This is a genomic window from Dietzia aerolata (genome assembly GCF_014144865.1).
GTDB lineage: Bacteria > Actinomycetota > Actinomycetes > Mycobacteriales > Mycobacteriaceae > Dietzia > Dietzia aerolata.
The window spans coordinates 1-11,599 of the sequence record NZ_JAALDM010000078.1 but is presented as its reverse complement, the minus strand read 5'-3'; the positions used below and the strand labels follow the sequence as shown (position 1 = coordinate 11,599).

At 70.3% G+C, this 11,599-nt stretch carries 10 protein-coding genes and 2 pseudogenes; 9 read left to right on the top strand and 3 right to left on the bottom strand.

The genetic code is table 11. The annotated features are described in order from the left end of the window. The 5 genes and pseudogenes from G6016_RS05715 to G6016_RS05695 form a co-directional block, all read left to right on the top strand. A pseudogene (locus tag G6016_RS05715) lies at nt 1-228 on the top strand (helix-turn-helix transcriptional regulator); the annotation flags it as partial. Further along, entirely contained in the window at nt 225-1,202 is a 978-nt protein-coding gene (locus G6016_RS05710) for a helix-turn-helix transcriptional regulator (protein WP_182631722.1), read from the top strand. The pseudogene G6016_RS05715 and the gene G6016_RS05710, both read left to right, overlap by 4 nt. Nucleotides 1,203-1,310: 108 nt before the next feature. Continuing rightward, nucleotides 1,311-1,733 (top strand): Sec-independent protein translocase subunit TatA, encoded by a 423-nt coding sequence (tatA, locus tag G6016_RS05705; RefSeq protein ID WP_182631721.1) that lies wholly within the window; start codon nt 1,311-1,313, stop codon nt 1,731-1,733. Nucleotides 1,734-1,745: 12 nt separating this feature from the next. Further along, entirely contained in the window at nt 1,746-2,819 is a 1,074-nt protein-coding gene (tatC, locus tag G6016_RS05700) for a twin-arginine translocase subunit TatC (RefSeq protein ID WP_182631720.1), read from the top strand. Beyond that, nucleotides 2,803-5,463 carry a DEAD/DEAH box helicase gene (locus G6016_RS05695; RefSeq protein ID WP_182631719.1) on the top strand — a complete coding sequence of 887 codons (2,661 nt, stop codon included), beginning with the start codon at nt 2,803-2,805 and terminating at the stop codon, nt 5,461-5,463. Before tatC ends, G6016_RS05695 begins: the two co-directional genes overlap by 17 nt. Nucleotides 5,464-5,502: 39 nt before the next feature. Here the strand turns inward: G6016_RS05695 and G6016_RS05690 are convergent, their stop codons facing one another. Further along, entirely contained in the window at nt 5,503-6,432 is a 930-nt protein-coding gene (locus tag G6016_RS05690; RefSeq protein ID WP_182631718.1) for a 5'-3' exonuclease, read from the bottom strand. Nucleotides 6,433-6,527: 95 nt separating this feature from the next. On the opposite strand from G6016_RS05690, the gene G6016_RS05685 reads away from it, so the two are divergent. Further along, a complete protein-coding gene (locus G6016_RS05685; RefSeq protein WP_182631717.1) occupies nt 6,528-7,634 on the top strand; it encodes a M24 family metallopeptidase in 1,107 nt (368 codons plus the stop codon). Nucleotides 7,635-7,689: 55 nt separating this feature from the next. Here G6016_RS05685 and G6016_RS05680 read toward each other — a convergent pair whose 3' ends face one another. Beyond that, nucleotides 7,690-8,097 (bottom strand): PPOX class F420-dependent oxidoreductase, encoded by a 408-nt coding sequence (locus tag G6016_RS05680; RefSeq protein WP_182631716.1) that lies wholly within the window; start codon nt 8,095-8,097, stop codon nt 7,690-7,692. An 85-nt stretch (nt 8,098-8,182) separates the two neighbouring features. On the opposite strand from G6016_RS05680, the gene dprE2 reads away from it, so the two are divergent. Both dprE2 and G6016_RS05670 read left to right on the top strand, forming a co-directional pair. After that, nucleotides 8,183-8,956, top strand: coding sequence for a decaprenylphospho-beta-D-erythro-pentofuranosid-2-ulose 2-reductase (gene dprE2 / locus G6016_RS05675; RefSeq protein WP_182631715.1), 774 nt, complete (start codon nt 8,183-8,185; stop codon nt 8,954-8,956). Further along, nucleotides 8,953-10,224: a cobalt-precorrin-6A reductase gene (locus tag G6016_RS05670; RefSeq protein ID WP_182631714.1), complete on the top strand. Its 1,272-nt coding sequence runs from the start codon at nt 8,953-8,955 to the stop codon at nt 10,222-10,224. The genes dprE2 and G6016_RS05670 overlap by 4 nt, the downstream gene beginning before the upstream one ends. 101 nt (nt 10,225-10,325) lie before the next feature. Here the strand turns inward: G6016_RS05670 and G6016_RS05665 are convergent, their stop codons facing one another. Next, a complete protein-coding gene (locus G6016_RS05665; protein ID WP_182631713.1) occupies nt 10,326-11,288 on the bottom strand; it encodes a ferredoxin-like domain-containing protein in 963 nt (320 codons plus the stop codon). 75 nt (nt 11,289-11,363) lie between these two features. Here G6016_RS05665 and G6016_RS05660 point away from each other — a divergent pair. Continuing rightward, nucleotides 11,364-11,599: pseudogene (locus tag G6016_RS05660) on the top strand (amidohydrolase); the annotation flags it as partial.

Below are 11,599 nucleotides of genomic sequence, written 5' to 3'. Positions count from 1 at the left end.
GTGTGGGCCGCCGACGGACGGGCCGCGGAACTGCGCGCGATGGCGCGCGCGGAGACCCCGGCCACGCGCTTCGGCACGAGCGGCGCCGATCTGGACGTCTCCGCACCGCTGGGGGAGTTGTCCTCGCTCGTGGCAGCGCAGGGCGCCGACGCGGTGGCGTTGCGCCCGAGCGAACTCCGCATCCGGGTTCTGACCATTCTCACCGCCGCCGAGGGGGCCTACCGATGAGTCCACGTTCGGTCCCGCTCGCGACCCTGCTCAGCGTGGTCCCGTACTTCCACAGCCGTGGTGCGGTGCCGGTCGCAGAGGCCGCCCGCGATCTGGGGTTGAAGGACTCCCAGCTCCGCGACGCACTCTGGCAGCTGTGGTCCTGTGGCCTGCCCGGCTACGGTCCCGGTGACCTCATCGATCTGGCGTTCTCCGCCGAGGACCTGGACGAGGCAGAGCTTGTGGAGGTGACGTTCACCGCCGGGATCGACCGTCCGGTGCGCCTGACCGCCGCCGAGGCCGTGACCCTCGAGACGGGTCTGGCGGTGTTCCTGGACCGGCCCGAGGTGGTGGACCAGGCCGCGCTGCGCGACCTGTTGGGCACGCTCCGCGCCGCCGCCGGGGGTGACGCCACCCCCGCGCGGGTGGACTCCGGCACCGGGCATTCCGACGCCGATCTTGTGCGCACCGCCGTCCGGTCGGGCCGGGCCCTGCGCTTCGTCTACCACTCCGCCAGTTCGGATTCCTCGACGATCCGGGTGGTGGATCCGGCGCGACTGTCCGTCGCCGACGGCCACTCCTACATCCACGGGGTCGACCGTGGTTCCGGCGCCTGGCGCACGTTCCGCACCGATCGGATGAGCCGCGTGGAGGACATGGGGCCGCGCCGCGCGGTGGGACCGGAACCCCAGGACGACGACGACAACCGCGACCGCCTGATCGAGCGGGCCGTTGTCCCCGCGGCCGGTGCCTGGTTCCTCGACGAGTTCGGCTTCCATTCGGTCCGGCGCCGCCCGGACGGCGATCTGGATGTCGAGATCGCGTATTTCGACCGGGCCTGGCTCGTACGCTTCCTGCTCGGCCACGCCGACGTGGTGACCCCGGTCGATCCGGAGCTCGCGCGGGTGGTCGCCGAGCGTGCCGTCGCCGGTCTGGCGGCCTACGCGGACTCCACGCCGGATCATGCGGGAGAAGTGCCCGCGTCAAACTCGTGAAATCCCGGTGAACTAGCAGGTCATCGCAGGTAACGGCGGAGTCTGAGGTGTGATCGCCTCACCGGGGTGCGTTACCATGGAAACGTTGTCAAACAAACGGAGGTTGACATGGGTGCGTTGAGCATCTGGCATTGGCTCATCGTCCTCGCGGTGGTTCTGTTGCTGTTCGGTTCCAAGAAGCTGCCCGAGATGGCGCGCGGTCTTGGTCGGTCGGCACGCATCTTCAAGTCGGAAATCAAGGAGATGCAGAACGACGACAAGGACCCGGAGTCCGAGCCGCAGGCATTGACCCAGGCGCAGCCGAACGCGGCCCAGTACGCGCAGCCGCAGGCGCAGCAGTACCAGCAGCCCGCGCCGCAGCAGCAGGCGCAGCCGTACCAGCAGGCCGCCCCGCAGCAGTACCAGCAGCCGGCCCCGCAGCAGCAGGCGCAGCCGTACCAGCAGCCGCAGGCGCCCGCCGCACCGCAGCAGGGCCAGCCGCAGCAGTATTCCGACCCCACCGCCCCCTACCAGGGTGGACAGGGACAGTAGGTCTTCTCGTCAATGACTGATACCGGCTCCCCGGCGACCGGCGTCTCCCAGAAGGGGGGCGCCGGTCGCCTGCGGTCGAAGCGTCGTCGGCGGCCACGCAATCCCGACGGCACGATGCCGCTCATCGAGCACATCTACGAGCTCCGCAAGCGGCTGCTCATCGCGGTTGCGGCGATCGTCGTGGGCCTCGGATTCGGGTTCTTCTGGTACGGCAGCTCGCTCGGCCCGATTCCCTCGCTGGGCGAGATCCTCACCGGCCCCTACTGCGACATCCCGCCGGGCGCGCGGCTCCAGCTCGGGGACGGCGACGAGTGCCGCCTGCTGGCGACCGGCCCGTTCGAGCAGTTCATGCTGCGCCTCAAGGTGGCGGCGACGGCCGGCATCGTGATGTCCAGCCCGGTCTGGCTGTACCAGCTGTGGGCGTTCATCACCCCGGGCCTGCACAAGAACGAGAAGCGCTATGGGGTCGCGTTCACGATCCTGGCCGCGGTCCTGTTCATCGGTGGCGCGATCCTGGCGTACGTCGTGATCGTCTACGCCCTCGAGTTCCTGCTCTCGATCGGTGACAACGTCCAGACCACGGCGCTGTCCGGTAGCCAGTACTTCACGTTCCTCATCCAGCTCATCCTCATCTTCGGGGTGAGCTTCGAGATCCCACTCTTGCTGGCCATGCTCAACGTGGCCGGTGTGGTGAGCTACGAGGCTCTCGCCAAGTCCCGGCGCGGGATCATCATGGGCATCTTCGTGTTCGCGGCGGTCGCCTCGCCCGGGCAGGACCCCTTCTCGATGCTTGCCCTCGCACTGGCGGTCACCCTCCTCGTCGAGGGGGCGATCCAGTTCGCGCGCATCCACGACAAGCGCAAGAAGAAGTCCAAGGCCGAGTGGCTGGACGTCGATGACGAGTCGGCATCCACGATCGAGGCGGCCAGTGGGATCGGTGCCTCCGGCGACCTCGGATCCTCCGGCCCGCTGGAGCGTCCCGCACCCGTCCGCACGTCGGCCCCGGCCGGCGGTTCACCCGCAACCACTGCCAGCCCGCTCCAGGCACCTGCTGCCGGCGGGTCGCTGTATGACGACATCATCTGACGCCGCCGGCACGCCGGACACCCTGGAGACGTTCCTCGCCGGGGAGGGGTTCACCCCTGATCCGTTCCAGCTCGACTCGTTCGCCGCCCTGGACGCCGGGCGGAACCTGCTCGTCTCAGCGCCCACGGGATCGGGCAAGACGCTGGTCGGCGAGTACGCCGCGTTCCGGGCGCTCAGCAGTGGAGGCCGCTGCTTCTACACCACGCCCATCAAGGCGCTGAGCAACCAGAAGTTCCGGCAGTTCCGCGAACGTTTCGGCGCGGAGAACGTCGGACTGCTCACCGGTGATCACTCCATCGACGCGGATGCACCGATCGTGGTAATGACCACCGAGGTGCTGCGGAACATGATCTACGGTGGCTCGTCGGCCCTGCACGACCTGGACTGCGTGGTGATGGATGAGATCCACTACCTCGGGGACCGCTCCCGCGGCGTGGTGTGGGAGGAGATCATCCTCACCCTCGATCCGGCCGTGCGTCTCGTCGGGCTCTCGGCCACCCTGAGCAACACCGACGAGCTGGGGGACTGGATCACGGAGATCCGCGGCGACACCGCGGTCGTGCTGTCGGATCACCGGCCCGTCCCACTGGCTCACATGCTCTACACCGATGGAGACCTCATCCCGGTCCGGGCGGCTGCGGAACAACAACGCCGCAGCCGTTCCGGATACCACGACGAGAGGGTCGCCTCCCGCCAGCGCGCCCAGTGGGCCCGGCGCCAGGACGTCATCGAGAGGCTGGATGACGAGCGCCTGCTGCCGGCCATCTACTTCGTGTTCTCCCGCGCCGGCTGCGACGGCGCCGTTGCCCAGATGCGTCGGGCCCGGCTCCGGCTGACCACCGGCGAGGAGGCCCGCCGGATCGCTTCGCACGTGGACGCGGCCTGCGCCCAGGTCCCGCAGCACGATCTCGATGCGCTCGATTACCAGGCCTTCCGCGCCGGGCTCGTCAGCGGGATCGCGGCACACCACGCCGGCATGCTGCCGCTGTTCCGGACGGTCGTGGAGGAGTTGTTCTCCGCCGGGCTCATCAAGGTCGTCTTTGCCACCGAGACCCTCGCGCTCGGTATCCACATGCCGGCCCGTGCGGTCGTGTTGGAGAAGACCACCAAGTACAACGGCGAAACCCACGCGATGCTCACCTCGGCCGAGTACTCGCAGATCACCGGCCGAGCCGGCCGGCGAGGGATCGACACCAAGGGCACGGCCGTGGTCCTGTCACAGCCGGATCTGGACCTCGATGCCCTGTCCGCGCTCGTGGACACTCCTCGGTTCCCGCTACGCAGTGCGTTCGCGCCCGACTATTCGATGGCGGTCAACCTCGTCGAGCAGCGCGGCGTCGAGGAGGCCACCTCCCTGATCGGCCGCTCGTTCGCGCAGTTCCAGACGGACCGGACCCTGGTGTCCCGGTCTCGCGCTATCAGCCGGCGAGAGGACGAGCGTGACCGGATGCGCGCGAGCCTCGTCGAGGCCGGCGGCGACGAGGAACTCGACGAGTACATGGCCGCCCGTGCGGAACTGAGCCGACTCGAGCGCAAAGCAGAGAAGTCGTCCAAGGACGATCGACTGTCCGCTGTCCGGGCGGGAATGCTCAAGCAGACCGCCGGCTCGGTCATCACCGTCGGCCGCAAACGGTTCGGGATGGTCGCGACCGTCCTGCAGGTCCGGACCGACATCCAGTCCGACCCGGGTCTGCTGTGCCTCACCGACACCGGGTGGATCGGCTGGCTCGGGCAGCACGATTTCGCGGCGCCGCCGATCCCTGTCGGCAGGGTCGACCTGCCCAAGGGCCGGCGCAAACTCGACAGCCGCGCCAAGCGTGCACTCGTCCAGCGCATGGAGCACCTGCGGGGCAAGGCCAAGGCACGGTTGAAGAAGTCGGGCGACAAGCCGGTACGCAAGGACCCCCGCATCGCGGCCGCCCGCCGCACGGTGCGGCAGCACCCGCTTCACGACGATCCACGCATCGACAAGCTCGCACGGCTACACGAGCGGTGGGCCAAGGCCGACGCTGACGTGAGGGCCATGAACGCGGAACTCGACGCCGACGCCGACTCCCTGGCCCGCCGGTTTCGCCGCATCGTCGAGCTGCTCGACCAGCTCGGATATCTGGAGGAGGTCGATGGCGCACTGCGCGCCACCGACGCGGGTCGGCTCCTGGCGGGGATCCACACCGAACAGGATCTGTTCGTGTCGGAGTGCCTGCGCCGGGGTGTGTGGCGTGTTCTCGATCAGGCCGGACTGGCTGCCATGGTTGCCACCGTCGTCGCGCATCCGCGCACCGAGTCGGCGGTCCGTGAGCCCTCGGACGAGGCCCTTCGTGTCGCACTCACCGAGACCGAGAGTGTGGCCAAGGACGTCGCCGGCGTCGAGCGGGATCATCGACTCCCCACGACCCCCGACCTGGACGCCGGGCTGGCCCCGGTGATGCATCACTGGGTCTCCGGCGGGGCCCTGTCCTCAATCCTGGCGGCGTCGTGGCAGGAGGGCGTGGAGCTGACGGCAGGCGACTTCGTCCGGTCAGCCCGCCTGGTGCTGGACGTGCTCGCGCAGATCGGTCAGGTGGCCGAACCCGAGCTCGCACGCACCGCCCGGTCGGCCGTCGGCGCGCTTCGTCGGGGCGTCGTGCTCGACCACATGGCCTGACCGCGCCATGAACTGACCGAGCCCCGACCTGGCCAAGCCTTATGTCGTCGCGAGGTCCTTGGTGGCCTCGACCAGATGGTCGATCGCCCGCGCCTGGCCGGTCGTCCGGCCGAGCTCGTCGAGGGCCGCGGTGTCGACGGGACCGCGCCGGCCCTCGGTGTCACCGTCGAACTCCAGCGCGAACTCTCGGCCACCCAGCCGGACCACCCCGCGCGCCGCGGCCAGGTAGTCCGCGCCGCCCTGGATCGCATTTCGTTGGCGGGCGGTCAGGCCCGAACCCGGATCGTTCGCGGCGGCGATGATCCCGTCGAGATCGCCGTACTCACGCAGCAGGGTCGCGGCGGTCTTTGTGCCCACCCCGGCGACACCGGGCAGGCCGTCGGAGGCGTCACCCACGAGCACGGCGTAGTCCGCGTACACGGCGGCATCGACCCCGACGGGTAGGTCGAACCGCTCCGCCACGACCTCCGGGGTGTAGGCCAGACGCTTCTTCATGCCCGCGCCCACGTACACGACGGTGGTGGTGGGGGAGGCGAGCTGGAAGAGGTCGCGATCGCCGGTGACGACGAGAACCTCCCGGTCGCGAGCGGAGAGTGCGGCCAGTATGTCGTCGGCCTCCGCGTCCTGGGCCCACGCCTGGGTGATGCCCGCCGCGGACAAGACCTCGCGGATCGAATTCACCTGCGGCGCCAACGCTTCGGGGGCGTCCTCCTCGCCGTCGTCGCCGACACGATGCGCCTTATAGGACGGCAGCAACTCTACGCGCCAGGTCGGCCGCCACTCACGGTCCAGGGCCGCCACCAGGCCCGTCGGCGAGTACTCCTCGACCAGCACGGCCACCATGTCGCAGAACCCACGCAGTGCGTTGGCGGGGGCGCCGTCGGGGCCGGTGATCTTGTCCGGCACGGAGTGGAACGCCCGGAACCACAGTCCCGCGCTGTCGAGAACCATCAACGGACCCTGGGACATGGCGCCTCCTTGTGACCGGGCGGGGACGGGAACACCCCGCCAGGCTAGCCGCCGCCGGGGGCGAGCGGGGTGGCGGTCGGCCTACTGTGGAGGACATGAACGCCGACACCCCGGACCTGTACCCGAATCGCCTCGACGCCGTCCGCGCCCGCGCGCGCGAGATCGGGATCGATCACGTGGTGGTCTATTCCGGCGAGGACATGGCCTACCTGACCGGCGAGCGACTCGACTCCCACGAGCGGCTCACCGCACTGGTTGTGGCCGCCGCAGGTGACCAACCGCTGCTGGTCCTGCCGTCCCTGGAACTCACCGATCCGGTGCGGGACGCCGCCGGGCGTATCGGCGCGGAGATCCACCCGTGGTCGGACGGGACCGATGCGGTGGCGCTCGTTGCGGGCAAGGTGTCCGGGCGGGTGGCGGTGTCCACCGCGATGCCGGCCCTGCACCTGGTCCCGCTGCAGCAGAGCGTCGACGGCGAGGTGGTGCTGGCCTCCGAGGTGATCGATCACGTCCGGGCTGTCAAGAACACAGGCGAGGTGGAGCAACTCGCCGAGGCCGCCCGTCGCATCGATGCCGTCCACGCGCGGATGGGGGAGTTCCTGCAGGTGGGGCGGACCGAGGCGGAGGTCGGTGAGCTCATCACGGCCGCGATCGAGGCCGAGGGGCTCACGCACGCCGAGTTCGTGATTGTCGGCGCCGGGGAACACGGAGCCGACCCGCACCACGGCGTGTCGGATCGGGTGGTGCAGCAGGGCGACATCGTTGTGGTGGACATCGGCGGTCCGCTGCCGAGCGGCTACCACTCCGACTGCACCCGCACCTATTCGATGGGCGAGCCGGATCCGCAGGTCACCGAGGAGTACGCCGCGCTGCAGGAGGCGCAGCGGCTGGCGCGCGAGGCCGTGCGACCGGGGGTGGCGATCGGCGAGGTCGACGCGGCCGCGCGCGAGCATCTGGCGGCGGCGGGTCTGGGGGAGAGGTTCATCCACCGCACCGGCCACGGCATCGGGCTCGGACTGCACGAGCCGCCGTTCGTCGCCCCGGGCGCGGACACTGTGCTGGCCGAGGGCATGACCTTCTCCGTCGAGCCGGGCATCTACCTCGACGGCCAGTGGGGCGCTCGGCTCGAGGACATCGTCGCGGTGACCGCCGACGGTCGTCGCGACCTCAACAACGGCGAGCGCGGCCTGCGGGCCCTCTAGGCTGGGACCTGCTGGCGGGGTCGGGCGGCCAGCGTCGAACTGTCGATAGCTGTGGCTAGGAGTCGACGAACATCTGGGCCGAGCCGAGGACGCGATCAACCTCGATCGCCACCACCACGCGCTCGGGGTTCGGCCGCGGCTCCCGGTACCGGAGTGCGTAGCGCCGCTCGCCCTCGGCGACGGCCGCGGCGTCGGTGAGCAGCCGGACCGGTCCCTCGAAGGTCAGCCATCGGCCGCCGTCGACGTGCGAGACCGCCGCGCGGCCACCCCGCTGCGCGTTCCGCGCCTTCTGGGAGCCCTGCCTCGTGATCACCCGGGCCAAGCCGCCCTCGGAGTCCACGGTGAAGCCCACGGCCACCACATGCGGTGAACCATCGGCGCGCAGGGTGGTCAGCGTCCCGAGATGGTAGGTCGACAGGAACTCGTGAGCCTCGTCAGACAGCTCTGCCAGTGAGTGCGCCATGGATCCGAGCCTGCCACAGCAACGGAAATGGTCGGCAGTGCCCCGTGGAGGCCGCACACGAGCGACTGCGTGAAACACTGGGCACATGCCCAATGCCGCATCATCGTCTTCCCGGCCCGGTGGTGAGACCGTCGTCGTGTTCGGCGGTCGCAGTGAGATCGGCCTCGCCGTGGCACATCGCCTCGCGCCCGGCCGCACCATCGTCCTGGCCTCTCGGCCGGGCGGCGACGTCTCCACACTCGCCGCTCCGCTCGAGTCCGCCGGGGCGATCGCGGTCGAGTTCGTGGATTTCGACGCCGACGACCTCAGCACCCACGGGGGCCTCGTGGACGAGATCGAGTCCCGGGTCGGCCCCGTCGACATCGCGGTGCTCGCCTTCGGGATCCTCGGCGATCAGGAGGTCGCTGAGCGTGACGCCGGCGCCGCCGCGCAGATCCTGCACACCGACTTCGTGGCACAGGCCGCGCTGCTGACGACCCTGGCCGAGCGGATGAAACCGCGCCGGAGCGGGGTGCTCGTGGCGTTCTCGTCCGTCGCCGGGCAGCGGGTGCGGCGCGCCAACTATGTCTATGGCTCTGCCAAGGCAGGCCTCGACGGCTTCGCCTCCGGCATGGCGGATGCGCTGCACGGCACCGGGGTCACGCTGATCATCCCGCGCCCGGGCTTCGTGATCGGCCGCATGACCGAGGGCATGGATCCGGCACCGTTCTCCTCGACGCCGGACCAGGTGGCCGACGCCGTGGTGGAGCGGGTCCTGGCGCGTCGCGCGGGCGTCGTGTGGATCCCGTGGCAGCTACGGGTGATGTTCGCCGTCGCGCGGGCGGTGCCCCAGCCGATCTGGCGTCGGATGCCGCGGTGACCGGCCCGACCGGATCGCAGGGGAGAGCCTCCGACGCCCCTGCCGCGGTGCACCTCGTCGGAGTGGGGCCGGGCCCGGTGGACCTGCTCACGGTCCGGGCATCGCGCCTGCTCGCGATGAGCGGCACCTGTCTCTATGCGCACGGTCAGGTTCCGCGAGAGTCACTGTCACTGGTCTCGCCCACCGCGAAGGTCGTGGACACCACAGACCTCACGGAGCACCAGATTCTCGGCGAGGTCCGTGCCGCCCTCGCCCGCAACGATCGAGTGGTGGTCCTGTTCGCCGGCGACCCCGGTCAGCACGCCGAGGCTGCACAACTGTCGAGCATGTTCACCGCCGATGGGATCACCAGCGAGCTCGTGCCCGGGATCGGTCACCCGGATTTCGGCCCGTCCTGCGAGGCTCAGGGCGCGGACGGCCAGTCTCCCGCGGCCACATCCGGAGGACCGGTTGATAGCGCGCCCTCCGGGAGGAGAGCGGGCGGCGCCAGCCCCGGTCTGATCCTCGTCCTGGGCGGCACCAGCGAGGCCCGCGAGTTGGCGAACCTGCTGGTCACCGCGGGGTTGGAGGTGGTCACGGCGTTGGCCGGTAAGGTCGCCCGGCCGCGAATGCCCCGTGGCGAGGTCCGCATCGGTGAGTTCGGTGGCGCGCCCGGCCTCACCCATTGGCTGCGCGAGAACGCCGTCACCGCGGTGATCGACGCGACCGACCCCTTCTCCGAACGCATTTCCTCCGATGCGATCGTGGCCACCGCCGCAACGGGCCTGCCGCTCCTACGCCTACAGCGGACGCCGTGGTCCGAGTCCGACGGGGATGAGTGGATCCGGGTCCCCGACATGCAGGCTGCCGTGGCCGAGGTCGAGAAGCGTTTCCGCCGTCCGATGCTCACGGTCGGCAAGCTCGGCGCCTCGGACTTCGCGGACGACTCCCGCGGGTCCTACCTGATCAGGTGCTCCGAGCCCCCGCCCGGTCCGCTCCCGCACCGCTACCTGCTCGTGCTGGACCGGGGGCCGTTCGGCGTCGAGTCCGAGCGCACGCTGATGGCCCGCCACCGGATCGACGTGCTGGTCACCCGGGACAGCGGCGGGCAGACGAGCGAGGCGAAGCTCGAGGCGGCACGGGCGCTGCACATCCCGGTGGTCATGGTGGAGCGGCCGAACAGCAGCGCCTCCGTCGAGGGTGCCGGAGTGCCGGAGACGGTGCACTCGGTCTCCGACGCGGCGCGGTGGTTGGTGGCGCGCTTCGGTTCCCGGGTCGCGGCGGACTGAGCTCTGGGGAGTTTTCGCGCTGATGAAACGCTGATTGTCCGCCCGTGGAGGGGCGGTCCACACGCCGCCCCTCCCGGTGCTCCGGGCTCCGGCTGCAGGAGTCACCTGCGCGTCGGCGCCCAGGTCGAGGTCGCGTCGAAGATCATCCCCATCGGGGCGAGGACGCGCACGACCTGCTCGGCCATGCCCTCGGTGAGCCCGTGCACGCCGATCACCCGGTCCGCCGAGATGGTGCTAGGCCGCTCGATCGCGCCGAGGAACTCGGCCAGGCGAGCGGGGACCACCCCGTCTGCGACCACGGCCAGGAGGGTGACGAGCCCGTCCGTCGTGTCCACCCAGCCCACCGTCGGCACCTCTACAGAAGTAGGGATATCCGATCTGTCGGTGCCGGAGTCGCCGGTCGGCGCGGGGGAGGTGCGAGGGTGGTTAGAGAGTACGACGACGACGTCGTCATCCACCCCACCGCCGCCTGCAACTCCGTCTGACCGATCCGCGCTCGCACCCAGGGCGGCAGCCGCCTCCACGAGGACGGTCGCCACGTCGGCCATCGACGTCCGGAGCCCGGTGTCGCGTCCACGGACATGCAGTCGAAGGTGCAGTGCACCCGACCGCTGGGGGGAGCTCTGATCGGGTACTTCAGCCACCGCCGCCAGGTCTGGGCGGTGGGCGAGGACATCCCCGGATCCGTCGTCGAATCCGAACACGAAGTCACTTCTCAGCGCCTCGACGTCCGCGCGTCCGAGCAGGAGGTCTTCGAGCCGATGCGGCAGATCGCCGAGATCGTGACGGCCTGCGAGCCGGCCGGCCAGGGGAGAGGACAGGATCGACCGCACGCGGTGATGTGCGGTACCCGGCGCGAGCCCGGCGGCGAACACCTGCTCGCGGTGCGAGGCCACGTCCTGCACGCCGAGAATCTGAACGGTGCCACTGAGCGAGAGGCGAAGTTCGCTGCCGTTCTCGCCCGCCACCTGCGCCAGGGCAGTCCAGTCCTCGGGCCGCAGCCGTCCGCCGGGGAACCGGAGGCTCAGCGGGTCGGCGGCGGCGTGGGAGTGGGAGTCCGTCATGGGCACCGAGCCTAGAACAGCACGACGGGTGTACGTGTTCCGCGCCACCGTCGACGCTCGGGGATACTGGCGGGCATGCCTGCAACTCTCGCCACCGGAGGCCGCGTCCTCACCCCAGCTTCGCGAGACGCCACCGCGCTGGCGTACGAGGACGGACTGGTCGCCTGGGCCGGGTCGGATGCGCCCGGCCCCGCACTGTTCCCCGACGCCCGGCGCGTGGACCTGGCGGGGGACTGGGTGGCCCCCGCGTTCGTCGAGTTGCTCACGGAAACCGAGGCCGATGCGGACCTCACCGCCTCGGCCGCCTCATC

Excerpts from the sequence above, each read along its gene's own strand:
- G6016_RS05665 (WP_182631713.1), bottom strand. The coding sequence starts at position 11,288 with ATGACGGACTCCCACTCCCACGCCGCCGCCGACCCGCTGAGCCTCCGG.
- dprE2 (WP_182631715.1), top strand. The coding sequence starts at position 8,183 with ATGCCCAATGCCGCATCATCGTCTTCCCGGCCCGGTGGTGAGACCGTC.
- G6016_RS05695 (WP_182631719.1), top strand. The coding sequence starts at position 2,803 with ATGACGACATCATCTGACGCCGCCGGCACGCCGGACACCCTGGAGACG.
- G6016_RS05710 (WP_182631722.1), top strand. The coding sequence starts at position 225 with ATGAGTCCACGTTCGGTCCCGCTCGCGACCCTGCTCAGCGTGGTCCCG.
- G6016_RS05680 (WP_182631716.1), bottom strand. The coding sequence starts at position 8,097 with ATGGCGCACTCACTGGCAGAGCTGTCTGACGAGGCTCACGAGTTCCTG.
- G6016_RS05690 (WP_182631718.1), bottom strand. The coding sequence starts at position 6,432 with ATGTCCCAGGGTCCGTTGATGGTTCTCGACAGCGCGGGACTGTGGTTC.
- tatC (WP_182631720.1), top strand. The coding sequence starts at position 1,746 with ATGACTGATACCGGCTCCCCGGCGACCGGCGTCTCCCAGAAGGGGGGC.
- tatA (WP_182631721.1), top strand. The coding sequence starts at position 1,311 with ATGGGTGCGTTGAGCATCTGGCATTGGCTCATCGTCCTCGCGGTGGTT.
- G6016_RS05685 (WP_182631717.1), top strand. The coding sequence starts at position 6,528 with ATGAACGCCGACACCCCGGACCTGTACCCGAATCGCCTCGACGCCGTC.